Origin of the sequence: Collinsella sp. TM10-22, assembly GCF_003466125.1 — a bacterium.
Lineage (GTDB): Bacteria > Actinomycetota > Coriobacteriia > Coriobacteriales > Coriobacteriaceae > Collinsella.
Map to the genome: position 1 here is coordinate 1 of NZ_QSOC01000001.1, position 24,105 is coordinate 24,105.

At 59.9% G+C, this 24,105-nt stretch carries 19 protein-coding genes; all 19 read left to right on the forward strand.

What is annotated here, in order from left to right:
• Positions 1 to 150 precede the first annotated feature (150 nt).
• The 19 genes from argF to ftsZ all read left to right on the forward strand — a co-directional run bounded on the left by argF (position 151) and on the right by ftsZ (position 24,022).
• Entirely contained in the window at positions 151 to 1,146 is a 996-nt protein-coding gene (argF, locus tag DXD94_RS00005; RefSeq protein WP_006234279.1) for an ornithine carbamoyltransferase, read from the forward strand.
• Positions 1,147 to 1,284: 138 nt separating this feature from the next.
• On the forward strand, positions 1,285 to 2,772 hold the full coding sequence (locus DXD94_RS00010) for a YfcC family protein (protein ID WP_369831392.1): 1,488 nt from the start codon (positions 1,285 to 1,287) through the stop codon (positions 2,770 to 2,772).
• A gap of 481 nt (positions 2,773 to 3,253) precedes the next feature.
• Positions 3,254 to 4,735 (forward strand): DUF1846 domain-containing protein, encoded by a 1,482-nt coding sequence (locus DXD94_RS00015; RefSeq protein ID WP_117743749.1) that lies wholly within the window; start codon positions 3,254 to 3,256, stop codon positions 4,733 to 4,735.
• 212 nt (positions 4,736 to 4,947) lie between these two features.
• Positions 4,948 to 5,286 (forward strand): hypothetical protein, encoded by a 339-nt coding sequence (locus DXD94_RS00020; RefSeq protein WP_117762837.1) that lies wholly within the window; start codon positions 4,948 to 4,950, stop codon positions 5,284 to 5,286.
• 178 nt (positions 5,287 to 5,464) lie between these two features.
• Positions 5,465 to 7,126, forward strand: coding sequence for a CTP synthase (locus DXD94_RS00025; protein ID WP_117762838.1), 1,662 nt, complete (start codon positions 5,465 to 5,467; stop codon positions 7,124 to 7,126).
• A 2-nt stretch (positions 7,127 to 7,128) separates the two neighbouring features.
• The gene (gene xerD / locus DXD94_RS00030) at positions 7,129 to 8,070 is read left to right on the forward strand and encodes a site-specific tyrosine recombinase XerD (RefSeq protein ID WP_199406619.1); all 942 of its coding nucleotides are present in this window, start codon (positions 7,129 to 7,131) and stop codon (positions 8,068 to 8,070) included.
• 461 nt (positions 8,071 to 8,531) lie between these two features.
• Complete coding sequence (locus tag DXD94_RS00035; protein ID WP_006234269.1) at positions 8,532 to 8,966, forward strand: division/cell wall cluster transcriptional repressor MraZ; 435 nt, start codon at positions 8,532 to 8,534, stop codon at positions 8,964 to 8,966.
• Between the two features lie 20 nt (positions 8,967 to 8,986).
• Positions 8,987 to 9,952 carry a 16S rRNA (cytosine(1402)-N(4))-methyltransferase RsmH gene (rsmH, locus tag DXD94_RS00040; RefSeq protein ID WP_006234266.1) on the forward strand — a complete coding sequence of 322 codons (966 nt, stop codon included), beginning with the start codon at positions 8,987 to 8,989 and terminating at the stop codon, positions 9,950 to 9,952.
• Between the two features lie 90 nt (positions 9,953 to 10,042).
• Positions 10,043 to 10,513 (forward strand): hypothetical protein, encoded by a 471-nt coding sequence (locus DXD94_RS00045; RefSeq protein ID WP_022094483.1) that lies wholly within the window; start codon positions 10,043 to 10,045, stop codon positions 10,511 to 10,513.
• Between the two features lie 182 nt (positions 10,514 to 10,695).
• A complete protein-coding gene (locus DXD94_RS00050) occupies positions 10,696 to 12,396 on the forward strand; it encodes a peptidoglycan D,D-transpeptidase FtsI family protein (RefSeq protein ID WP_370448111.1) in 1,701 nt (566 codons plus the stop codon).
• 127 nt (positions 12,397 to 12,523) lie between these two features.
• Positions 12,524 to 13,948 carry a UDP-N-acetylmuramoyl-tripeptide--D-alanyl-D-alanine ligase gene (gene murF / locus DXD94_RS00055; protein WP_117762840.1) on the forward strand — a complete coding sequence of 475 codons (1,425 nt, stop codon included), beginning with the start codon at positions 12,524 to 12,526 and terminating at the stop codon, positions 13,946 to 13,948.
• Between the two features lie 3 nt (positions 13,949 to 13,951).
• Positions 13,952 to 14,971 (forward strand): phospho-N-acetylmuramoyl-pentapeptide-transferase, encoded by a 1,020-nt coding sequence (mraY, locus tag DXD94_RS00060; protein WP_089571579.1) that lies wholly within the window; start codon positions 13,952 to 13,954, stop codon positions 14,969 to 14,971.
• A gap of 9 nt (positions 14,972 to 14,980) precedes the next feature.
• Entirely contained in the window at positions 14,981 to 16,387 is a 1,407-nt protein-coding gene (gene murD, locus DXD94_RS00065; protein ID WP_117762841.1) for a UDP-N-acetylmuramoyl-L-alanine--D-glutamate ligase, read from the forward strand.
• 36 nt (positions 16,388 to 16,423) lie between these two features.
• On the forward strand, positions 16,424 to 17,917 hold the full coding sequence (gene ftsW / locus DXD94_RS00070; protein WP_117762842.1) for a putative lipid II flippase FtsW: 1,494 nt from the start codon (positions 16,424 to 16,426) through the stop codon (positions 17,915 to 17,917).
• A complete protein-coding gene (gene murG, locus DXD94_RS00075) occupies positions 17,907 to 19,022 on the forward strand; it encodes an undecaprenyldiphospho-muramoylpentapeptide beta-N-acetylglucosaminyltransferase (RefSeq protein ID WP_117762843.1) in 1,116 nt (371 codons plus the stop codon). The genes ftsW and murG overlap by 11 nt, the downstream gene beginning before the upstream one ends.
• A 97-nt stretch (positions 19,023 to 19,119) precedes the next feature.
• Positions 19,120 to 20,538, forward strand: a complete 1,419-nt coding sequence (gene murC, locus DXD94_RS00080; RefSeq protein ID WP_117734949.1) for a UDP-N-acetylmuramate--L-alanine ligase — start codon at positions 19,120 to 19,122, stop codon at positions 20,536 to 20,538.
• Positions 20,539 to 20,543: 5 nt separating this feature from the next.
• A complete protein-coding gene (gene murB / locus DXD94_RS00085; RefSeq protein ID WP_006234257.1) occupies positions 20,544 to 21,455 on the forward strand; it encodes a UDP-N-acetylmuramate dehydrogenase in 912 nt (303 codons plus the stop codon).
• Positions 21,456 to 21,825: 370 nt separating this feature from the next.
• The gene (locus DXD94_RS00090; protein ID WP_117762844.1) at positions 21,826 to 22,668 is read left to right on the forward strand and encodes a cell division protein FtsQ/DivIB; all 843 of its coding nucleotides are present in this window, start codon (positions 21,826 to 21,828) and stop codon (positions 22,666 to 22,668) included.
• Positions 22,669 to 22,867: 199 nt separating this feature from the next.
• Complete coding sequence (ftsZ, locus tag DXD94_RS00095; RefSeq protein WP_117734951.1) at positions 22,868 to 24,022, forward strand: cell division protein FtsZ; 1,155 nt, start codon at positions 22,868 to 22,870, stop codon at positions 24,020 to 24,022.
• The last annotated feature ends 83 nt before the right edge of the window (positions 24,023 to 24,105 follow it).

Consider the following 24,105-nt stretch of genomic DNA (forward strand, 5'->3'; position numbering starts at 1 on the left):
GCGCTGCATGAGCATGCCCTTCTGGCGCGAGGACCTCTAAGTCTTTTCGTTTCCGGTGCGGTCTCCCTACAACCGCACCGGTTTCGCCCGTCAAACGGGTAGCATTACGTAAGTAATTAAGGAATTCATTTCTTCGAAAGGAAACGAACCATGGGTGTTAACCTCTCCGGCCGTAGCTTCCTCAAGCTTCTCGACCTCACCACCGAGGAGATCGAGTACCTGCTCAAGCTCTCCAAGAACTTCAAGGATATGAAGCGCGCTGGCGTTCCGCACCGCTATCTCGAGGGCAAGAACATCGTCCTGCTCTTCCAGAAGACCTCCACTCGTACCCGCTGCGCCTTCGAGGTCGGCGGCATGGATCTGGGCATGGGCGTCACCTATCTCGATCCCGGTTCGTCCCAGATGGGCAAGAAGGAGTCCATCGAGGACACCGCCCGCGTTCTCGGCCGCATGTATGACGGCATCGAGTTCCGTGGCTTTGCCCAGGACGACGTCGAGGAGCTCGCCGCTAAGTCCGGCGTGCCCGTGTGGAACGGCCTGACCACTGAGTGGCACCCCACTCAGATGCTCGCCGACATCCTGACCGTCCAGGAGAACTTCAACTACGACATCAAGGGCAAGACCCTCGTCTTCATGGGTGACTGCAAGAACAACGTCGCTCGCTCCCTCATGGTTGTCTGCTCCAAGCTCGGCATGAACTTCGTGGCCTGCGGCCCCGAGGAGTGCATGCCCGCTGACGACGTCATCGAGGCCTGCAAGCCCATCGCCGAGGCCAACGGCTGCACCATCAAGCTGACCACCGACGTCAAGGACGGCGTCACCGGTGCCGACGTCATCTACACCGACGTGTGGGTCTCCATGGGCGAGCCCGACGAGGTCTGGGCCGAGCGCATCGCTCAGCTCACCCCGTATCGTGTCACCTCCGAGGTCATGGCTATGGCCAACCCGGGTGCCATCTTCCTGCACTGCCTGCCCAGCTTCCACGACACCAACACTACGATTGGCGCCGAGAAGTGCGAGCAGTTCGGCATCACCGAGCAGGAGGTCACCGACGAGGTCTTCGAGAGCCCCGCTTCCAAGGTCTTCGACGAGGCTGAGAACCGCATGCACACCATCAAGGCTGTCATGTACGCTACGCTCAAGTAAGAGCATCTAGCATCTCGCTCGGGGTGCATTGCTGCGCACCCCGAGCGCTTTTGTCTGGTAAAAATCTCGCACCGAGCGACATGCACGGCACGGAAGAGCCGCTTTGGGCGAGATCAGTAAATGATTTATGAAGGGGGGATGAGAACTATGACTGAGACCGCTAAGAAAAAGCGCGGTATGCCTTCATCGTTCACCATTCTTCTTGCTCTGCTGGCAATTGTCGCGGTTGTTACCGTTATCGTCTCCGGTACGTCCGGCGGCGCGGTTACCGCTGCCCGCCTGAGCGATTTCTGCACCGCCCCGGTCAAGGGCTTCGCTGACGCTCTGCCCGTCTGCCTCTTCGTTATGATCCTCGGCGGCTTCCTCGGCATGATGACCGAGACCGGCGCCCTGGACAACGGCATTGCCGTTCTGGTGCAGAAGCTTAAGGGCAACGAGATCATGCTCATTCCCGTGCTGATGCTCATCTTCTCCCTCGGTGGTACCACCTATGGTATGTGCGAGGAGACCGTTCCCTTCTACGCCCTGCTCGCCGCTACCATGATGGCTGCTGGCTTCGACCCCATGGTCGGCGCTGCTACCGTCCTGCTCGGCGCTGGCTGCGGCTGCCTGGGCTCCACGGTTAACCCGTTCGCCGTCGGCGCTGCCGTCGACGCTCTGACCGGCGTTGGCATTGAGGTCAACCAGTCCATCATCATCGGCCTCGGTGCCGTCCTGTGGATTGTTACCACTGCCATGTCCATCGTCTTCGTCATGAGCTATGCCAAGAAGGTCAAGGCTGACAAGGGTTCCACCATCCTTTCGATGCAGGAGCTCAAGGACGCCGAAGAGGCTCACGGCAAGGCTGCTTCCGAGGTTAACAAGGAGGTCAAGCTCACCGGTCGTCAGAAGGGTGTTCTGATCGCCTTTGCCTTCACCTTCGTCGTCATGATCGTCGGCTTCATCCCGCTGGCCGACCTCAACGAGGGCGTCGCCAACTTCTTCGATGCTGGCGCTGTCTATGACGCCGACGGTAACGCCATCGTTCAGGGCTGGTCTGCCCTGATCACCGGCCTGCCCATTGGCCAGTGGTACTTCGACGAGGCTTCCACTTGGTTCTTCCTCATGGCTATCCTGATCGGTATCATTGGTGGCCTGTCCGAGAAGCAGATCGTCAACACCTTCATCACCGGCGCTGCCGACATGATGTCCGTTGTCCTCGTCATCGCTCTCGCCCGTGGTATCTCCGTCCTCATGGCTAGCACCGGCCTCGACGTCTACGTCCTCGACGCTGCCGCCAATGCTCTGGCTGGTCTGTCCGGCGTGATCTTCGCTCCCATGAGCTTCCTAGTCTACTTTGGCCTGTCCTTCCTGATCCCCTCGACCTCCGGTATGGCTACTGTCTCCATGCCCATCATGGGACCGCTGGCTGTTAAGCTCGGCTTCTCGCCCGAGGTCATGGTCATGATCTTCTCCGCCGCCATCGGCGTCGTGAACCTGTTCACCCCGACCTCTGGCGCCATCATGGGCGGTCTTGCCCTGGCCAAGATCGAGTGGACGACCTGGCTCAAGTTTGCTCTTAAGCTCATCGTCGCTCTCTCCGTCGTCTGCGCCGTCATCCTGACCATCGCTTGCGTGATGCTCTAAGTACCCCTTGGGTACCCCACGGAAACCATGACGATCCTGTAAAGGATCACCTGGTCATCGTCTGTCCGGTGGGGTAACCCCACCGGTAGACTCCTACCTTTAGCCTCCTCCCGTTCCGTGCGCGGGGGGAGGCGCTCTTGTGTTCCGGCGTTTTACCAAACGCCGGAACCACTCGACGCTGCAAGCCCGCCAGAGCGGCAATCTGACGTTCAATCGTCGGGCATGGCCAAAAGGCCTATGCCCTCCTCTTTCACGTCACCTTGCTCGCTCTGGCGGGCTTTCGCTGGCTTATGCTCAACCTGCGGCGCTGCCATTGTTGGTGCTGAGTGCCTTGTTTCCCGTCCCAAATGAGCTACCTCGGGTCCCCGGTGGTTGCGGTGGGCGTGTTTGGTTGGTGCCTGTTGATGGTCTGGGTATCGGGGAGGGCGGGCTCCGTTATAATCGCCTAGAACATTAAATGGAAACGGGACGGGAGCCATACATGCGCCAGGGTTTCGACAATGCGAAGTATATCGCGCTGCAGGCTGCTCATATTAAGGAGCGCATCTCGCAGTTTGGCGGCAAGCTGTATTTGGAGTTTGGCGGCAAGCTGTTCGATGACTATCATGCCAGCCGCGTGCTGCCGGGCTTTGAGCCGGACAGCAAGTTTCGCATGCTCAAGAGCATCGCCGATGACGTCGAGGTCATCATTGCAATCAATGCGAACCATATCGAGAAGAACAAGGCCCGTGGCGACTTGGGTATTACCTATGATGAAGACGTCCTGCGCCTGGTCGATCTGTTCCGAGGGAATGGATTTGCCGTTGCCGCCGTGGTAATCACGCAGTATGCCGGCCAGCCCGCTGCCGATGTCTTCCGCAATCGTCTGAACGCGCTCGGTATTCCCGCCAAGCTGCATTATCCCATCGAGGGCTATCCGCACGATGTCGATCTGATTGTTTCTGACGAAGGCTACGGCAAGAACGAGTTTGTCGAGACCACGCGTCCGCTCGTTGTCGTGACGGCACCCGGCCCTGGCTCGGGCAAGCTTGCCACCTGCCTGTCGCAGCTGTATCACGAGCATAAGCACGGTACCGCCGCTGGCTATGCCAAGTTCGAGACCTTCCCGGTCTGGAATCTTCCTCTGACGCATCCGGTCAATATCGCCTACGAGGCCGCCACGGCAGACCTTGACGATGCCAACATCATCGATTCGTTCCATCTTGAGGCTTACAACAAGACCACGGTCAATTACAACCGTGATGTTGAGGCATTCCCGGTTGTTCGCGCCCTTATGGAAAAGATTCTGGGCGAGAGCCCCTATCAGAGCCCTACGGACATGGGCGTCAACATGGTTGGCTTTGCCATTACCGACGACGATGCCTGCCGTGATGCCTCCAAGATGGAGATCGTGCGCCGCTATTTTGCCGCAGTTGAAAGCGTGCGCCGTACCGGCGTGGGCGACGAACAGGTCGATCGTCTCAAACTCATCATGAAAAAGGCCGGCATCGATAAGAACTATTCGCCGGCGCGCTCGGCTGCCCTCACCAGAGAGCAACTGACGGGCGGTCCCGTGGGCGCCATGGTCATGCCGGACGGTTCTGTTGTGACCGGTAAGACCTCAACGCGCCTGGGTGCCGCGAGCTCGCTGATCATGAACGCCCTCAAGCATGTCTCGGGCGTGGACCTAGAGCTCGAAGTCATCAGCGACGAGGCGATCGAGCCCATCAGCAAGCTCAAGACGCATTTCCTGGGTAGCAAAAACCCTCGCCTCCATACCGACGAGACGCTTATGGCGCTGTCGATCACCTCGGCTACGAGCGAGACTGCCGCCCGTGTCCTTTCGGGCCTGGAGCAGCTCCGTGGCTGCGACGCCTTCTTTAGCGTTATCATCTCGCCGACTGATGAGACGGTGCTGCGCAAGCTGGGCATCAACGTGTGCTGCGAGCCTAAATTCGAGCGTCGTGGATTCTTTCACCGCTAAAACGAGACGATTGGTCTGATTAGGCCGCATGGGGTATATGCCCTATGCGGCTTAATTTATCAACATTGTCTTTGTTTGGGTTAAAAATAGCCCGTTTACCTGCCTAAAAGTGATTTGAGCGGTATACAATAACGCTGATGTAACATCCTTTGCGGGATACGCCGGTCGCGCACGGCGCGTTAAATGCTCGTGCTCGGTTTGAGGAGGCTGCTATGGCGGGCAAGGGTCGTGCGAGTGTCAACGATATGAAGCGTGTCGAGGTGCTGGTGTTGATGGAGATCGACCAGCAAACCGAAGACAATGGCGGGCCGTATGGTTTCTCGCGCAAAACGCTTGCCGAGTGCGTGGGGGTTTCGCCGTATCGTGCCCGCGCCGCAATCGATCGCTTGGATTCCGAAGGCATGATTGATGTCGTCTCGCGTTATAGCGACGACGGCGGTCAGCTTGCAAATGGCATTTGCCTCACCGAACGTGGCGAGTGGTATCTTGAGGGCGTCCGTACCGGTATGCTCGTTCAAGAAATGCTTGAGGACGAGGTTGCTGATCGATAGCAGCGTGTAGCCCTTGCCATAACAGCGCCGCCTGGGAAACCGGGCGGCGTTTTGTTTCAAGACTGAGAAATGCAATCGCACGCGAGAAAAAATGCGAACGGTCCGCGGCGCGAGTATTACAATGAAGACCCGTAAGATGTGGATAAACAACTTCTACGGGAAGCGCAGGTAACTCAATATGACCAAGCATGTGTTCGTAACCGGTGGCGTGGTTTCGTCCCTGGGCAAGGGTATTACCGCGGCCTCGCTGGGCCGTCTGCTCAAGTCGCGTGGCTACAAAGTAACGATGCAAAAGGCCGACCCGTATCTGAACGTCGACCCCGGTACCATGAGTCCCTTCCAGCATGGTGAGGTCTTCGTTACCGAGGACGGTTACGAGTCCGACCTGGACCTGGGTCATTACGAGCGCTTTATTGATGAGAACCTGACCCGCGATTCCAACTTTACGACCGGTGCCATCTACAAAAGCCTAATCGCCCGCGAGCGTCGCGGCGACTTTTTGGGCGGTACCGTGCAGGTGATTCCTCACGTCACCAATGCCATTAAGGACAAGTTTCGCCGCATCGAGGAGCAGACCGGCTCCGATGTAGTCATCACCGAGCTGGGCGGCACGATCGGCGACATCGAGTCCCAACCGTTTGTCGAGGCCATCCGTCAGTACCGCAAGGAGGCCGGCCCCGAGAACGTCTGCTACATCCACGTGTCGCTCGTTCCCTATATTGCTGCCGCCCACGAGGTCAAGACCAAGCCCACACAGCACTCCGTCAAAGAGCTCCGCAGCTTTGGTATCCAGCCCGACATCATCGTGCTACGCTCCGATCACCATATTGACGACGCCATCCGCGGCAAGATCGCGAGTTTCTGTGACGTCGACACCGACTGCGTCTTTACCAACGAGGACTGCGCGAGCATCTACGACGTGCCGCAGCTGCTTGCCGAGCAGGACTTTGACCTGCGCATTTGCGAGCGTCTGGGTCTGGATCCGCGTGAGCGCGACATGAGCGAGTGGAACGAGTTCCTGCGCAAACAGAATCACGCCAACCATCACACCGACAAGGTGAAGATCGCCGTCGTGGGCAAGTACACGCAGCTGCCCGATGCGTACCTGTCGGTTATCGAGGCCCTGCACCATGCGGGCGTCTTCTACGATCGCCATGTGGACGTCCAGCTGGTCGACGGCGAGAGCCTCGACGAGCAGAATGTCTCCGAGGTTCTGGGCGACGCCTCGGGCATCCTGGTCCCCGGCGGCTTTGGCAAGCGCGCCCTGGAGGGCAAGATCCTCGCGGCCGAGTTTGCCCGTGAGCACAAGATTCCGTATCTGGGCATTTGCCTGGGTATGCAGGTGGCCGTGTGCGAGTTCGCCCGCAACGTCGTCGGCCTTGCCGGCGCCAGCTCCTCTGAGTTCGATCCGGACGGCCCGTTTAGCGTCATCGATTTGATGAGCTCGCAGGAGGACGTGACCGAGAAGGGCGGCACCATGCGCCTGGGCGCCTATCCGTGCAAGCTCGCCGCCGATACCCTTGCTCGCGAGGCATATGGCGAGGAACTCGTCTACGAGCGTCACCGTCACCGCTTTGAGTTCAACAACGCCTTCCGCGACCAGCTCGAGGACGCCGGCTTGGTTATCTCTGGCCTCTCGCCCGACGAGCGCTTGGTCGAGATGGTCGAGCTGCCGCGCGATGTGCATCCGTGGTATGTGGCAACCCAGGCTCACCCCGAGTTCAAGAGCCGTCCGACCAACCCGCAGCCGCTGTTCCGAGAGTTCGTGCGTGCCTCGATCGGTCGGCACGAGGGTGTCGATCGCCTGCAGGTGACGCCCATGAACCTCGCTACGGACTAAGGGTGCCGGCGAACAAAGAACATACCGGAGCTACTCCCTCGTCGCTCGCCGTGGCGGCGGGGGAGTATCTCGATTACCTCGCGGTCGAGCGGGGTTTGGCGCGCAACACGATTGCGGCCTATCGTCGTGACCTGACGACGTACTGCGTCTATCTGGAGCGGGCGGGCATCATGTCTTTTGAAGAGGTGACCCGTCAGGTCGTGGAGGGCTTTGTCGCCGACCGTCGCGATGGGGGCTATTCCGATGCCTCGGTGGAGCGTGCGCTTGCGGCAGTGAAGGGCCTGCATGCCTTTTTGGTGCGCGATGGGGCTGTGGCCCAAAATCCAACGGCGGCGTTGCGCCTGCCTAAAAAAGCTGAGCGTTTGCCGGAGTATCTATCGGTGGAGGATGTCTCGGCGCTGCTCGATCAAGACTTCCCCGAGGGCGAGATGGGCTTGCGCGACCATGCCATCTTGGAAGTGCTCTACGGATGCGGTTTGCGTGTGAGCGAGTTGGTGGGGCTCGATGTGGGCGATATCCATATCGACGATGGCTTTGTGCTCGTCCGCGGTAAGGGCTCAAAGGAACGCCTGTCCCCGCTGGTGGGAAGCGCGGCGCGAGCTCTGACGCTCTATGTAACTGAGGGGCGTTCTCGCTTGGCGGCCCATGCCCGCGGAACCGAGACCTCGGCGGTCTTTTTAAATAAGAACGGCCGCCGTTTGTCGCGCCAGGGCATCCATGCCATCTGTGAGCGCTACGGACGCCAGGTGGGGTTGGTGGGACTCCACCCCCATACGCTGCGTCACTCCTTTGCCACTCATATGCTTGCGGGCGGCGCGGATCTCCGTGTGCTACAGGAGATTTTGGGACATGCCGATATATCGACCACGCAGGTCTACACGCATGTCGATCGTACGCAACTGACCGAGGTCTATCTGGCAGCGCACCCGCTGGCACATCGTTAGCACATCGCTGACCTGCAAATTAATAGATATTTGGAACGGGCCCCAGATTGCCGCGGCGTGCTTTTGCGCGCGCATGGGCAATCTGGGGCCCGTTCTATTTTTCGCCACATGTCGTCGCGGTGGTGGGCCGCACGTGCCTTGGGTGGGGGAGTTTGGGGGCGATGTGAACGGGATGTAAAGGGACGCAAAAATCGCCTCAAGGTCAACTTGAAGGTTGAGATTGAACGGCGGGATGCCACAGGTGGCATCCCGCCGTTGCTGTAAACACAACATATTGTGTTTTCGAACATATGATTGGGGGTGTTTTGCAATATATGGTGGGTGGAGTGGTGGGGCGGAGTGGGGGAAGGGGTGGGGAAAGGTGTTGAAAAATGGGGCGGTTCCCCATATTATTAATGACGTCGACAGGCGGGGTGGTTCCCCGCGTACGTGCCATCTGAGTAACCGAGGGGAGGGCGCACATGGGAATGACTGGTGCATACGAGCGCAATCTCGATGCAAAAGGCCGTCTGTCCCTGCCTGCACCCCTTCGCGAGGAGCTTGGAGAGCACGTTCGCGTGTTCAAAGCCCTGGATGTCGATGCTCTGTACGTGTTCTCTGCCGAGGCCTTCGATAAGTGGGTCGAAGGACTCTTCGCGGGTCGTGAGGGCCACGAGGGTTTTAACCCGCGCGACATCAACGACCAGAAGCTCATGAGGGCGATCAACAAACGCACCACGTCGATGGACGTGGACAGCGCCGGTCGTATCGGTCTTTCCGAGTCTCTCCGCAAGCAAGCGAACCTCGACCGCGAGGTCACGGTTGTGGGCAACTACGACCACCTTGAGGTTTGGGATCGCGCCGCGGCCGATGAGGATGATGACGACGAGGCCCTGCTGGACCTCTTCTTCTCGTAAGGGCAAGGCACGGGTAACGGATGGAGCGTGGGATCTTGACACAAGAATATCGGCATGAACCTGTCATGCTCGGCGAAGTGCTTGAGTCGCTGCGGCTAAAGAGCGGCTCCGTTGTCTGCGATTGCACCCTTGGCGGTGCCGGCCATTCGGTAAAGATGGCTGCGCAGGTGGGGGAGACGGGCCTTTTACTCGGCGTCGATCAGGACGACATGGCCCTCGAGGCCGCTGGCGCCCGTCTGGACCGCGAGGTTCCCGGCGTTCCGCACCAGCTGCTGAAGGGCAACTTCGGCGACTTGGACGAGCTGCTTTGCTCGGCCGAGGTGCCCGGGGTCGATGGCTTCCTGTTCGATTTGGGCGTTTCGTCACCGCAACTCGATATCCCTGGCAGGGGCTTTTCGTATAACGAGGACGCCCCATTGGACATGCGGATGGATCCGGGTAATAACACCTTAAACGCAGCTGAGGTCATCAACACCTATAACGAACACGACCTCGCCCGGATTCTACGCGTCTACGGCGAAGAGAAGTTCGCCTCGCAGATCGCGCGCGAGATCGTGCGCCGCCGCGAGCAAGAACCGATCGAAACCACCGGCCAATTTGTCGAGATCATCAAGGCGGGTATCCCGGCTGCCGCTCGTCGGCATGGCGGACACCCGGCCAAGAAAAGTTTTCAGGCCATTCGCATCGAGGTCAATCACGAACTCGATGTGCTCGAACGAGGGCTTGATGCCGCCACCAGGTGGCTCAACCCGGGCGGACGTATCTGCGTCATCTCGTATCACTCGCTCGAGGACCGTATCGTAAAGAACCACTTTAAGGAGATGAGCCAGGGGTGCACGTGTCCGCCGGAGATTCCGGTGTGCGTGTGCGGCAACGTGCCGATACTCAAGGTCATCACCCGCAAACCCTTGGTTGCCCAGCCTGATGAGGTTGAGCGCAACCCTCGGGCGAGATCAGCCAAAATCCGCGTGGCGCAGCGTCTGTAGGCGCGACCGCGCGATATTGGACCTCCCGCTCGCACCATAAACGAAGCTTAAACACACTACCAACGTACTCGGGATGGGAGGCGGCATATCATGGGCTACAACACTTCAAGCGCAGCACTTGCCTATGATATGAACGCCATGCCCGCCTATCGTGAGACACCGCAGGCCCCCGTTGCTCCCCGTGAGCAGCGCACGCCGCGCTTTGATGTCTACACGGGCGCGGGCCGTCAGGCAAACCAGGCGGTAAGCCCGGTTTTCATGAGCGTTCTTAAAACGTTTTGCATCATTGCGGCTATCTTCATGACGATCGGCGTCGCCCGCGTGGCGCTCGCCGGCGTTACGGCCCAGGTGCTCAACAGCAACGCCGAGCTAACCAACACGCTCGAAAAGGCGACCGATGAGAGCTCCGACCTGGAGGTCATGCATTCGGTCTATGGCGCCGACACGCGCATTCGCGACCTTGCGGGCGCTTATGGCATGGTGGAGCCCAGCGAGAGCGTTACACTTGACTTTTCGCAGGATGCAGCCGCGGGCGCCAACGCGACCGCGACCGCTCAGTAGCAAGACGGTAGCTGAGTATGACAAATGACTATCGCCGCGGTTCCGATGGGGGCCGCGGTTCTGGACGTCCCTCGTCGCGGGGACGTTCTGGTTATCAAGGAACGGGTCGGCAATCTTACAACGCCGGGCGGTCCCGTGGCAACGACCCGGCGTCGCGACTTCGCGGCTCGGGCGGCCCTCAAGTGCATAACACCAGGTCGCGCAAGAGTTCGTCGACCGAATGGCTCACAGGCACGCCGCTGCCTCGCCGCAAAGCCGTCATGGGATTCATTGGGCTTGGCTTGGGCTTGGGCGTCTTTCGCCTTGCCGACTATCAAATTGTCGAAGCCGATAAACTGCGCGAGCGTGCCGATGCGCGGCGCCTGCTTGTACAGACCCTCTATGCCAAACGTGGCACCATCTACGACCGCAACGGTAACGTGCTGGCGTCGTCGGTCGAATGTCGCAACATCGCCGTGAACCCGCAGCTTGTCGAGGATGTTGACAAGACGGTGTCGGCGCTGGTCAAGGCAACTGGAATCGATAAAAAGACCTGCCGTAAGCTCGTCGAGTCCGATGGAACCTGGGTGTATATCAAGCGCCAGGTGGACGAAGACGATGCTGCGGCGCTGGAGAAGAAGAACCTGCCCGGCGTGCTTTTTGAGCAGGCCATGAAGCGCGTATATCCATACGGCAATCTGGCATCGCAGGTGCTGGGTGTAGTGAATGTAGACAACGACGGCTTGACGGGTCTCGAAAAGCAATACAACAAGCTTTTGACCGGCACGAACGGTTCTCTCGTACGCGAGCGCGCGAGGGACGGCAGCTATATCGCGGGCGGTGCCTATAAAAAGGTGGCTGCGGTCGACGGCGTTGATATCGTGACGACGCTCGATGTCAATATCCAGCGTACGGCTGAGGACGCTCTGGCAGAGGCTGTCGAGAAGACAAAGGCCAAGAACGGCTCGGCTTTGGTCACCGACCCCACGACCGGCGAAATTCTCGCCGCCTGCTCGTATCCGACCTACGACCAGACCGATTTGGCAAACGCCAAGACCGAGGATATGAACCTGCGCCTGGTAACCGACGCCTACGAGCCCGGCTCGGTCTTTAAGACACTCGTGGCGGGCGCCGGCTTCGACTTGGGCGTAGTGCGATCGAGTACGTCGTTTGAGGTGCCGGCGAGTATCAAGGTGGGCGACGATACCGTCACCGATGCCGACAAGCGCGACTATGCCATGACCATGGATGTGCGCGAGATGATGCGCCGTTCGTCCAACGTGGGCTTTGTCCTGGTGGGGCGCAAAATCGGTGCCGACGACTTTGCCGCCTATGTGGACAAGTGGGGCATCGGTCACAGCTCGGGTGTCGATTTTCCGGGCGAGAGCCTGGGCATCGTCAAGGAGCGTGACCAGTATGACGGCGCCACGCTGGGCTCGATGAGCTTTGGGCAGGCGCTGTCTGTCTCGCCGATTGAGATCGCACGTGCCGTGGGCGGCATCGCCAACGGCGGCGTGATGATGACCCCACACTTCTATAAGTCCAGCAAAGGCGACGAGAAGGACTGGGGCGAAGGCGAGCGCGCGATTTCGGAGGACGCCGCATCGCAGGTGACATCGTGCATGCAGACGGTCGTGTCCGAGGGAACGGGCGTTGGCGGCGCGGTTGACGGCTATGACGTGGCGGGCAAGACCGGTACGGCCGAACGTGCCGACGAGAACGGCGGCTACCTCAAGGAGAACTACATGTCGTCCTTTATGGGCTTTGCGCCGGCGCAATCGCCCAAGGTGCTGTGCTATATCACGCTCGACGGAACGCCGAGCGGCTCAGATGCCGCTGCGGTGCCGTTCCAGTCCATTATGGCCAACGCGCTCGACGTGCTGGGTATCCCGCGCACGAAGTAGGGGGTTACAATCTTTGGGGCGTGGTTTGTTGTCCCATATGAGGGGTGTTCACATGCCCTGCACCACGCATGCGCGGCGCTGGGATACAATACGCCGATAGCATTATTAGGTTTACAGGGGAGCTGCAATGATAGAGATCGCCGTCAACAACCTCGCGGCCGCAACAGGGACCCGAACCGTGACGGGAGAAGTCGATCGGGTATGCCGCGGGTGTGTTATCGACTCGCGCCAGGTCGAGGAAGGGACGATTTTCGTCGCCTTTCCCGGTGAAAACGTCGACGGCAATGATTTTGCTTCCCGTGCCGTCCAGTCGGGTGCCGGCGCCGTCGTGATGACGCGCGAGCCCGAGGCCGAGCTGGTCTCGCTGGCGCAGGACAAGGGCTGTGCCATCCTGCTGACCGATGATCCCGAGGAGTTTCTGCTGCATTTGGCGCACGCGTATCGCCTGGAGCTTGGCTGCCTGGTCGTTGGCATTACCGGTTCCATCGGCAAGACGACGACTAAGGACGTGCTCGCCGCTGTACTCGCCAAGCGCTATCGTGTCTGGGCCACCAAGGGCAATTTCAATAACCTGATCGGCATGCCGCTCACGGTGCTTTCCGCCCCGGCCGATACCGAGGTCCTGGTGCTCGAGATGGGCATGAACCATTTCCACGAGATCGAGCGCCTGTCCCAGTCCGCCAATCCCAACCTTGCCATTGTGAGCAAGATCGGTACCTCTCATATCGGTATTTTGGGCAGCCGCGAGAACATCGCCCGCGCTAAGGCCGAGATTGTCCAGGGCATGTGCGCCGCCGGCGACTATTTGCCGCTGCTGGTTTTGGGTGGCGAGGACGACTTTACGCCGTTCATTCGCGATACGTTCGCCCAGCCTGCTGGTATCGACGTGATGCTTGCCGGCGTCTCGGACGATGATGAGGTCCGCGCCCGCGACGTTCGTGTTGATGACGAGGGCCGTCCGGTCTTTACGCTCGATTTTGGCCAGGGCGAGACGATCGATACCATGCTTGCCATCCCCGGCGTGCAGTCCGTTCCTAATGCCGTTAAGGCCGCCGCGGTTGCCTATCGCCTGGGCGTGACGCCCGAGCAGATCGATGCTGCCTTTAGGGGCCTCACGATCACCGGACACCGCCAGGAGATCAAGCGCGCCAAGAGCGGTGCACGCATCATCGATGACTCCTATAACGCTAGCGCCGAATCGATGGCTGCCGGTCTCGATCTATTGTGCTCGCTTTCGTGCACGGGGTCTCGCATGGCGATCCTGGGCGAGATGGGCGAGATGGGCGATGAGGCTCCTCGCATGCATGAGCTCGTGGGCGCCTATGCCGCCGCCAAGGAGCTCGACATGCTGGCGTGCGTGGGTGGTGAACTGGCCCAGCTTATGGCCGATGCCGCGCGCATGATGGGCATGGACGAGGACCGCATCCAGGTGTTCTCCGATTATCAGCAGGTGCTCGACCGCATGGGCGGCGCGCTTGAAAAACATGATGTTGTACTGGTCAAGGGTTCCCGCTTTGTTGAGCTCGACCGCTTTGTGGAAGGTGTGTGCTAGCCCATGTTCGGCAATCCCTCGTATCCAACGTATCAGGCTTTTTTGGGGCTTGGCATCGCCGCCGCCATTGCGCTGCTGCTCATGCCGTGGTGGATCAAGCTGCTCAAGGTTGAGGGTATCGGCCAGCAGGTTCGTGCCGACGGCCCCAAGCGTCATTTGGTTAAGCAGGGAACGCCCACCATGGGTGGCGTTGTCATCCTCGTCGCGATCTCGCTGACCTGCCTGCTGATGGGCAAGCTCACCACCGAGCTCGTGCTCGTGCTCCTCGCCACGCTGGCGACCGGCGTGCTGGGCCTGATCGACGACCTGACCTCCGTTACGCATGGGCGCTCGCTCGGTCTGACGCCCCATGCCAAGATGATCGGCCTAACCATTATCTGTGTCACCTTTACGGTACTTGCCGTCAACTGGTGCGGCGTCGCCCCCGAGATTCGTTTTCCCGGTGGGTTGACGATCGACCTTGGCGTACTTTCGACTACCATCTGCGGCTATTCGTTCCCGTGGCTCTATATTGTCTTTTGCTGGCTGATGATTGCCGGTCTTTCTAATGCCGTGAACCTGACCGATGGCCTTGACGGTCTTGCTGGCGGTACCTCCATGATTGCCATGCTCGCCATGGCTGCCATGGCATTTTTGCACGGAGACGTGAACCTGTCCATCTTCTGCACCGCGTGTGCCGGTGCCTGCTTGGGCTTTCTGTGGTTCAACTGCTATCCGGCGAGCATCTTTATGGGCGATACCGGATCGCTTGCCCTGGGCGCCGCGTTTGCCTGCACGTCCATCATGACCAACACCGAGGTCGTCTCCCTCATCATCGGCGGCCTGTTTATCGTTGAGACCCTTTCGGTCATGATTCAGGTTGTCTACTTCCACTTTACGCACAAGCGCGTCTTCCTTATGGCGCCCATCCATCATCATTTCGAAAAGAAGGGCTGGGCCGAGACCAAGGTCGTCATCCGTTTTTGGATTATCGCTGCGGCCTTTGGTGCCGTTGGCCTTGCTCTGTTCTTCCAGTTGGGATAGTGGTCTTTCATGCCTCTTGCTGATGTCTTTAGCCTGCTCGTTTTGGGTCAGGGCAAATCCGGTCTCGATGTCGCCCGCTGGGCGCTGGCGCATCCCGAGCGCGTAAGCGCCGTTACCGTGTATGGCGGCGGCACCTCTGAGCCCAATGACGCCACGCGTGCGCTCGAGGCTGCTGGTGCGTCGTTTGTCTATGGGACCGAACAGGTCGAGGGCGCCTATGACGTATGCGTGACGTGCCCGGGCATCTCGGAGTTCTCGGGCTTCTTTAAGGCCGGGCACGAGCATGCCGCCCAGATTATGGGTGAGCCCGAGTTTGCCTATCGCCTGTCGCCCGATAACTGGATTGCCATCACGGGCACCAACGGCAAGACGACCACCACGTCGCTGACTGATTATCTGCTCAAGGCTGCCGGCGAGGCCAGCGTAGCTGTCGGCAACATCGGCGAGCCGCCGGTCAACGAGATTGACGGCCGAGCCCACAACGAGTGGTTTGTGGCTGAGCTCTCGAGCTATCAGATTGCTACGACCACCGAGCTCCACCCTCGCGTGGCGGTGCTGCTCAACATCACTCCAGACCACTTGGGCTGGCATAAGAGCCATAAGAACTACGCGCTTGCCAAGGTCAAACTGTTTGACAATATGGGCGATGACGATCTGGTGGTTGTCGACGTCGAAGACGCCGGCATTCACGAGTTCGATGAGTACATCTACACGCCGGGTCGTCGCATCTGCAAGGTTGCCTTTGACGAGCCTGAGGGCGAGGATGTCGCCTTTGTGCGCGATGGCAAGATGATCGTGCGCCTGAAGGGCGTCGAGACCCCGCTGATCGCTACATCCGAGCTCAAGATCTCGGGCCATCACAATGTTATCAATGCCCTGTGCGCTGCCACGGCTGCCTTGGCAGTCGGTGCCGATGTCGATGGTGTCTGTCGCGGCCTGGCCTCGTTCCAGCCGCTCGAGCACCGCGTGGAGCCGTGTGGCGAGATTGACGGCGTGCGCTACGTCAACGATTCCAAGGCGACCAACACCGATGCGGTCGAGAAGGCCCTGACGGCATTTCCCGGTGACGATGTGATCTTGCTGCTCGGCGGCCACGATAAGGGCACGCCGCTCACGGACTTCGCGCGCTTCGTTATGGATAACGTACGCTCGGTCGTCTGCTTTGGCGATGCACGCGAGCGCTTCACCGCCGCTATGGACGAGGCCGATGTCGATGGCGATGTGGATATCGCCCAGGCGGATGACCTACGCGACGCCGTGGACGTTGCCCGTTCGCTGTCGAGCCGTGGCGACGTGATCTTACTTTCTCCTGCCTGCTCTTCGTTCGATGAGTTCTCGGGCTATGAGGAGCGCGGCCGCGTGTTTAAGGACTATGTTGCCCAGCTTGCCGCTGCGGCGAAATCGCAAATGGAATAGGGGCTGCCGGTGAGAGAGGAGAGCCCCCGACAAGGTATGAGGAGGCCCGACTCGGACCGTGCTTCCTCGTGGCGCAGCAATCCGCGTTCCGGTCGCGGCGGGCAGACGTTTAGCGAACGCTATATTGCCGGCGTTCCCGCCCGTATCATGCGCCCCCGTTTGATATTCATGGCCTGCCTGTTTACCTTGGTGTGCTTTGGCCTGCTGATGGTGTACTCGGCATCTTCGGTCGAGGCGCTGCACGAGAATGGCTCGGCGACGTTTTTTTTGGGTCGACAGGCCGCGTTTACCGCGATCGGTGTTCTAGCGCTGATTGCCATCGTGCGCGTTTTGCCGGACAGCTGGTTTGGGGAGGATGTGCTCAGGATCTTCCTTATCGGCATGATGCTCTTGCTTCTGCTGGTTTTCTTGGTGGGCAGCGGCAGCCGTGGCGCCACGCGCTGGCTCAACATCGCCGGCATTCAGTTCCAGCCTTCCGAGTTTTTAAAGCCATTTGCCATCGCGTATTCGGCCATCATGCTCGACCGCTTCTTTTCGCCCGGTGGCAACATCAACGAATTCCTTCGCAAGATGGGCATCTACCTGGGCATTTCGCTCTTTCTGATCTTTATCCAGCCCGATTTCGGTACCGTCCTGATTATCCTGTTGACCCTCATGTGCATGGCGTTGTTCGCGGGTCTCGACCCCAAATTCATCCTCGGCGTGATAATCTTCGGCATTCTCGTGATCGTGATTGCGCTTGTTGCAGAGCCGTACCGTATGGTGCGTATTCAGGTTGCCTTGAACCCTTGGGCCGACGAGTATGGTGACGGCTATCAGGCCACGCTTGCCATCATGGCCTTTGCCTCGGGCGGCCTGTTCGGCCGTGGCATCGGCAACTCAACCATGAAGTACTCGTATCTGCCCGAGGCGCACAACGACTACATCCTGGCCATCATTGGCGAGGAGGCCGGTTTTGTCGGAACCGTGCTGTTCTTCTTGGTGTTTGCGATGCTGATCTACTCGGCGTTTCGCATTGCCGAGCAGGCGACCGACCGTCGCGGAGCGCTTATGGCGTCTGGCTCCGCGGTCATCCTTGCGGTGCAGTTTTTGATCAACGCGCTGGGCATTCTCAATGTGTTTCCCATGACGGGCAAGCCGCTGCCGTTTATTAGCTACGGCGGCTCGTCGATTATTGTGTCGCTTATGCTCGCCGGGTTGATCCTGCGCGTTTCGTACGAGAGCGCCCGCCGCGATGAGCATGACCGCCGCCGTGAGAGCTTTGCCGTTATGGACGAGAGCACCGCCGGCGTTGCCCATGTGCGCGGTGAACGACCTTCGCGTAGCGGCTTTACCGTTCTGGATGGTTCTGCATCCGAGCCGGTAGCCCGTCCACGCCCGCGAACGGCTCCGCAAGGTCGTCCGCAGCGCCCCAGCCCTCGCAACGCGGGCGGCGGATATAATCGAATCGATTTGAACTCGGACCCGTCGGCGCGTCTGCGCACCGACGACCAGGGACCGCGTGTACGAAGGGACTACCATGACCGATAAGATGACCGTTGCTATTGCAGCCGGCGGCACGGCAGGACACATCAACCCTGCGCTCGCCTTGGCCGAAGAGCTGCGTGACCGTGGTCACTACGTTGTGTTCGTGGGCCAGTCGCGCAAGCTCGAGGGTCGTCTGGTCCCCGAGGCCGGGTTTGATTTTGTGCCCATTACGGTCACGGGCTTCGACCGCTCCCGTCCTTGGACGGCGCTGACCTCGCTGTGGCGTGTCAACAAGGCCAAGCGTGCGCTCGCCAGTTATTTCTCAAAGGTCGGCAAGCCCGATGCCGGCATCGGTTTTGGTGCCTATGTCGAGGTTCCGCTGCTGGGGTGGTGCAAGGGCGCGGGCGTTCCGTATCTGCTGCATGAGCAGAACTCTGTTCCGGGCCTGGCCAACAAGATGATGAACTCCCACGCCGCCCGCGTGTGCATCTCGGTGCCGGCAGCGCGCGCGGTCTTTGAGCGCGAAGGCGACCCTGACCATGTGCTCATGACCGGCAACCCCGTACGTCGCTCGGTGATCGAGGGCGATCGCGCTCGCGGCCGCAAGGCACTTGGCGTTCCCGAGGACGCTACGCTGCTGCTCGTCTTTGGCGGTTCACTTGGCGCCCAGCACCTCAACGAGCGCGTGGTTTCGCTCAAAAACGAGCTGCTTTCGCGCAAGAACCTCTATGTGTTGCATTCGACGGGTGCCGACGGCTTTGAGGAGACCGAGCGCGCTTTGGCGCTGACGCCCGAGGAAGCGAAGCGTTACCGCGTCCAGTCTTACATCGACAACATGGGCGATATGCTGGCTTCTGCCGATTTGGCGCTCTCGCGTTCGGGCGCATCGAGCGTGGCCGAGATCGCTGCGCTTGCCGTGCCCTCGGTGCTCGTGCCGTATCCGCATGCGACGGCCGACCACCAAACCACCAATGCCCGTTATCTGGTCGACGCCGGGGCCGGCGTACTTTGCGCCGATGCCGATATCGACGGTTCTGCCTTTGCCGATGAGCTGCTGCACCTGGTCGATGATGCGTCGGCGCGCGACGCCATGCGTCAGGCGGCGCGTGGTCTGGCTCAGGATAGGGCCGCCGCTCTTCTGGCGGATGCGGTAGAGGGTTTGCGTTAGTTAGACGGGATATCGTCGGTCGCCCTCGCGCTGATGCGGTAGGTGCGGTACAGTTAACGGGTTACAGGCAGTGTTTACGCAAGGAGTACACGAGCACATGGCTGATTCCCAGACTGCAACCTCCGCGCCCAAGTTTAAGAGCGCCCACTTTATCGGTATCGGCGGCGCCGGCATGAGTGGCATCGCCCTCGTTCTGCACGAGCGCGGTTATGCCGTTACCGGCTCTGACCTTAAGACGTCACGTTATATCCGCCAGCTTACCCGCGCTGGTGTGAAGGTGCATGTGGGCCATGAGGCCGCCACGATCGACGAGGTCAAGCCCGACGTGGTTGTTGTCTCCACCGCTATTCCGGAGTCTAACCCTGAACTTGTGCGCGCTCGCGAGCTTGGTATTCCCGTGTGGCCCCGTGCCAAGATGCTCTCTGCTTTGGGCCACGGCTACACCACCGTCGCTGTTGCCGGCACGCATGGCAAGACCACCACGTCTTCGATGTGCGCCACCATGCTCGACCGCATGGGCCTGGATCCGAGCTTCTTGATCGGCGGCATCGTCGAGGGCTATGACACGAACGGCAAGAACGGCTCGGGCGACTACTTTGTCGCCGAGGCCGACGAGTCCGACAGCTCCTTCCTGTTCCTGAACCCCAACGTGGTCATTGTGACCAACGTCGAGGCCGACCACCTCGATCACTACTCGGGTATCGAGGAGATCGAGGCAACTTTCGCCAAATTCATGAGCCTGGTGGGCGAGGACGGCACCGTCATCGTCTGCGGTGAGGATCCGCATCTGGTCGAGCTCGCCAAGTCGACGGGCCGTCACGTGCTTTCCTACGGCTTTGCCGAGAGCAACGATGTCGTCTGCGTGCATCCGGATGTCAAGGGCATCCAGAGTGACTTTATCGTTCGCTTTGAGGACGGCACTGAGCACGCTGTGGAGATCAAGAGCAATCCCGGTCGCCACAACATGCTCAACGCCACGGCGGTGCTCACCGTCGCCCATGTCCTGGGCCTTGACATCGACGCCGCCGCCAAGGCGCTCTCGAGCTTTGAGGGCGTCCGCCGTCGTTTTACCCACGTGGGCGATATCGATGGCATCACCGTGGTCGATGATTACGGCCATCACCCCACTGAGATCAAGGCGACGCTTGCTGCCGCTTCGTCGCTGGGCTACAAGCACGTCGACGTCGTATTCCAGCCGCACCGCTATTCGCGCCTGCAGGCCCTGTGCGACGACTTTGCCGATGCATTTGCCAATGCCGATAAACTGCTGCTGATCGATGTGTTCTCGGCTGGCGAGATGCCCATTCCGGGTGTCACCTCTAAGATGCTCGCCGATACCGTGCGCGCCAAGCATCCTGGCAAGGAGGTCGTGTACTGCTCCAGCCGTCTTGAGCTCAATCAGGAGCTCGAGCAGATGGTGGGCGAGGGCGACCTGCTGCTCACCATGGGTGCCGGTGACGTTACGACCGTCGGTCCCGAGTTCATCGAGTATCTGACTGCCAAGAAAGACGCTTAAGTCAAATGGGTCTGTTTAACGCCGTCATGGCGCTCTCGGGCATGATCGACACGGATGTGATCGAGGACGAGCGCCTTGCGCGTCATACGAGCTATCGTATCGGCGGCAAGGCCGACCTCTTCGTGACGTGCCATAGCTATCATGCCCTCCGCCGCGCCGTGGCGGTGCTCGATCGCGAGCAGGTGCCGTGGGTCATCATCGGCAAGGGCTCCAATCTGCTGGTTGCCGATGGTGGTTATCGCGGTGCTGTCATTTCGCTCGGACGTGAGTTTCAGCGCACGGTTGTTGCCGATGACGGCTGTACGCTGACGGTCGGTGCGGGCGTGATGTTTGCGCGCCTGGTCAACGATGCCCTGTCGCGTAGCCTCTCGGGCCTTGAGTTTGCCGTTGGCATCCCTGGTTCGGTCGGCGGTGCGATATCTATGAATGCCGGCACACGGACCGAGTGGATTGGCTCGCTGGTCGAGGATGTCGTAACGTTTGACCCGGCATCCGGTATCAAGCATTATGCGGGGTCCGAGATCACTTGGGGCTACCGCGAATGTAGCCTTCCCCGCAATGAGATTATCCTCGAGTGCGTGCTCAAGCTTAAACCGGCGCCCAAGGCCGACATTCGCGAGCGCATGGAGCGGTACCTGACGAGGCGCAAGCGTACACAGCCCATGGGTCGCGCATCCTGCGGGTCGGTCTTTCGCAACCCGCCCGATGCGAGTGTGGGCAAGCTTATCGAGGATTGTGGATTAAAGGGTTTTTCGATTGGCGGCGCGGAAGTTTCGCCCGTTCACGCTAATTTTATCGTTAATAACGGAACTGCCTCGGCCGATGACGTTGCCGCGGTTATCAGACATGTGCACGGAAAGGTGAGGGAGGCGTATGGCATCGAGCTCAGACCGGAAGTTAAATTCCTCGGCTTCTAGAGCATCGAAACCCACCTTCCGCCGCGCCGGAGGGCGTTCCGGCGCGCCTGCCAAACCTCAACGCAATACCGTCGCGCACTCTAAGTCTGTCGGGCATGCTCGACAGACCAGTCGTCCGGTCGTCGGCTCGCAGCTCGGTAATCGTCCGGCCGCAAAAAAGTCCTCGCGTCCCTCGGTGACGTCAAAGCCTGTTATGGGCGCCAAGCCTGCCCGTCCCATGGCAGCTCCTAAGCCCTCGACGGGAACTAAAGCGGCGCGTCCGGGTCGCATGCTAGGCGCATCGAAACCGCGCTCGCTGACATCGGTGTCGGCTACCGCCGAGAAGCCTTCGGGTAAAAAAGGCGTCAACCCGTTGTCTTCACTTGGGGCGATGGCAAATAAAACATCAGACGCCGCTTCTGTCGTTGCAGGCAAAGGCAAAATCCTGGGCGGCGTTCTAGCCGTCTTGGCCGTGCTCGTCGTCGTTGCCATCGTGGTGATCAACTCTGGATTGTTTACCGCCACTGATATTCAGATTCAAGGCAGCGAGCATGTGACGAAGCACGATGCTGTCCAGCTGATCGATTTGCCCGAGGGAACGTCGCTTTTTAACGTCAATCCCGACCAGATTACCGAGGACCTCAAGCAGAACCCGTGGGTCTCGGGCGTGGATGTCCAGCGTCAGTTCCCGCATACGCTCATCATTACGCCGATGGAGCGCAAGGTCATCGCAATTGCCTATATCAGCTCCGATGACCTTGCCTGGGCCATCGGTGATGATGACACCTGGATCGCCCCGCTGTCGACGTCGGTCGAAGTGGACGACCAGGGCAACGTCATCACGACAGGGCAGGGCTCAAATACCCTGACCGGCATTGATGCCGCACTGGCGCTCGCTAAACACTATGGCGCGGTGTTGCTGACTGATGTCTCGGCGGATGTCGCTCCGGTTTCCGGCCAGGCGGTGAGCTCCAAGGCCGTTAAGGCTGGCTTGGATTATGTGCGTGGTTTTTCGAGCGAGTTCTTGGGACAAGTCAAGGATATTTCCACGCCTTCGGTCGAAGCCATCTCGGCAAACCTCAATAACGGCATTGAGGTGTCGCTGGGCGATTCGGACGATATCGCCAAGAAAGAACGCGTAGTCACTAAGTTGCTTTCGCAGGTAGAGGGCGTAACGTATATCAATGTGCGCTCTCCGGGCAACTACACATTCAGGAACGCTCCGACCTCGTAGCGCTGGTTGATGCTTTGTTGAGGGGCCATACCACGCCGTTTATCTGGTTTGTTTGGTTTTCACGGTCAATTATTTGACTGATACGTTCATAATGTGCAAACATAATACGGTTTACCTTTGCATTTACTTTCAACCTGAAGGTTAATGTGCGCAGGGGTCGACCCATGCTATGGCTATAACCTTTGTTCGGAGGACCGACATGCACGAGACAGAGATCAACAACTACCTTGCCGTCATTAAGGTGGTCGGCGTCGGCGGCGGCGGTACCAACGCGGTCAATCGAATGATCGAAGAGGGCATTCGCGGCGTCGAGTTTGTTGCCATCAACACCGATGCTCAGGCACTCGCGATCTCTGATGCCGATATCAAGGTGCACATCGGCACCGACCTTACCCGCGGCCTGGGCGCCGGCGCCAACCCCGAGGTTGGCCGCAAGGCTGCCGATGAGTCCCGCGACGACATTGCCGAGGCGCTCGCTGGCGCCGACATGGTGTTCATCACCTGCGGCGAGGGCGGTGGCACCGGTACCGGTGCTGCTCCCATCGTTGCCGATATCGCGATGAACGAGGTCGGCGCACTGACCGTCGCCGTCGTGACCAAGCCCTTCACCTTCGAGGGCCGCAAGCGCAAGAAGAGCGCCGAGGAGGGCATCAAGACCCTCTCCGATTGCGTCGACACCATGATCGTCATTCCTAACGATAAGCTGCTCGATATCGCCGAGAAGAAGACCACCATGCTCGAGGCCTTCGCGATTGCCGATGGCGTCCTTTCCCAGGGCACCCAGGGCATCACCGACCTCATCACCGTCCCCGGTATCATCAACCTGGACTTCGCCGATGTTAAGACCATCATGAAGCAGGCCGGTACCGCCATGATGGGTATTGGTACCTCTTCTGGGGATACCCGTGCCGTCGACGCTGCCCAGCAGGCCATCTCCAGCCCGCTGCTCGAGAGCTCCATCGATGGCGCCACGCGCGTGCTGCTCTCCATCGCCGGTTCCAAGGATCTGGGCATCCAGGAGATCAGCGACGCCGCCGACGTTGTCGCCAACGCCGTCGACCCCGAGGCCAACATCATCTTCGGTACCGTTGTCGACGAGTCCCTGGGCGATCAGGTGCGTATCACCGTCATCGCTACGGGCTTCTCCGACTCCAACGTCAACCGTCAGGACGAGCTCTTTGCTGCTCAGCAGTCTCAGAGCAAGGTCGCTGCCTCCGCTGAGCCGCAGCGCACCGCTCCTGCCGCCAGCCCGGCTCAGGCCGCTCCGACCCGCAACGTCGGTGGCACCGAGCTTCCTAACTTCGGCAACGATCAGTTCGAGCTTCCCGACTTCCTGAAGCGCGGTAGCTTCTAAGTCGTTCTTTGCATTGTTGTGCACAGGGGCGTGTCCGTATGGATGCGCCCTTTTTATTTCGACTTTGTAAACTAGAACCTCCA

Bases quoted from the DNA above. Each gene is read 5' to 3' on its own strand.
- argF (WP_006234279.1), top strand. From the start codon at position 151: ATGGGTGTTAACCTCTCCGGCCGTAGCTTCCTCAAGCTTCTCGACCTC.
- DXD94_RS00010 (WP_369831392.1), top strand. From the start codon at position 1,285: ATGAGAACTATGACTGAGACCGCTAAGAAAAAGCGCGGTATGCCTTCA.
- DXD94_RS00015 (WP_117743749.1), top strand. From the start codon at position 3,254: ATGCGCCAGGGTTTCGACAATGCGAAGTATATCGCGCTGCAGGCTGCT.
- DXD94_RS00020 (WP_117762837.1), top strand. From the start codon at position 4,948: ATGGCGGGCAAGGGTCGTGCGAGTGTCAACGATATGAAGCGTGTCGAG.
- DXD94_RS00025 (WP_117762838.1), top strand. From the start codon at position 5,465: ATGACCAAGCATGTGTTCGTAACCGGTGGCGTGGTTTCGTCCCTGGGC.
- DXD94_RS00035 (WP_006234269.1), top strand. From the start codon at position 8,532: ATGGGAATGACTGGTGCATACGAGCGCAATCTCGATGCAAAAGGCCGT.
- rsmH (WP_006234266.1), top strand. From the start codon at position 8,987: ATGGAGCGTGGGATCTTGACACAAGAATATCGGCATGAACCTGTCATG.
- DXD94_RS00045 (WP_022094483.1), top strand. From the start codon at position 10,043: ATGGGCTACAACACTTCAAGCGCAGCACTTGCCTATGATATGAACGCC.
- murF (WP_117762840.1), top strand. From the start codon at position 12,524: ATGATAGAGATCGCCGTCAACAACCTCGCGGCCGCAACAGGGACCCGA.
- mraY (WP_089571579.1), top strand. From the start codon at position 13,952: ATGTTCGGCAATCCCTCGTATCCAACGTATCAGGCTTTTTTGGGGCTT.
- murD (WP_117762841.1), top strand. From the start codon at position 14,981: ATGCCTCTTGCTGATGTCTTTAGCCTGCTCGTTTTGGGTCAGGGCAAA.
- ftsW (WP_117762842.1), top strand. From the start codon at position 16,424: ATGAGGAGGCCCGACTCGGACCGTGCTTCCTCGTGGCGCAGCAATCCG.
- murG (WP_117762843.1), top strand. From the start codon at position 17,907: ATGACCGATAAGATGACCGTTGCTATTGCAGCCGGCGGCACGGCAGGA.
- murC (WP_117734949.1), top strand. From the start codon at position 19,120: ATGGCTGATTCCCAGACTGCAACCTCCGCGCCCAAGTTTAAGAGCGCC.
- murB (WP_006234257.1), top strand. From the start codon at position 20,544: ATGGGTCTGTTTAACGCCGTCATGGCGCTCTCGGGCATGATCGACACG.
- DXD94_RS00090 (WP_117762844.1), top strand. From the start codon at position 21,826: ATGGCAAATAAAACATCAGACGCCGCTTCTGTCGTTGCAGGCAAAGGC.
- ftsZ (WP_117734951.1), top strand. From the start codon at position 22,868: ATGCACGAGACAGAGATCAACAACTACCTTGCCGTCATTAAGGTGGTC.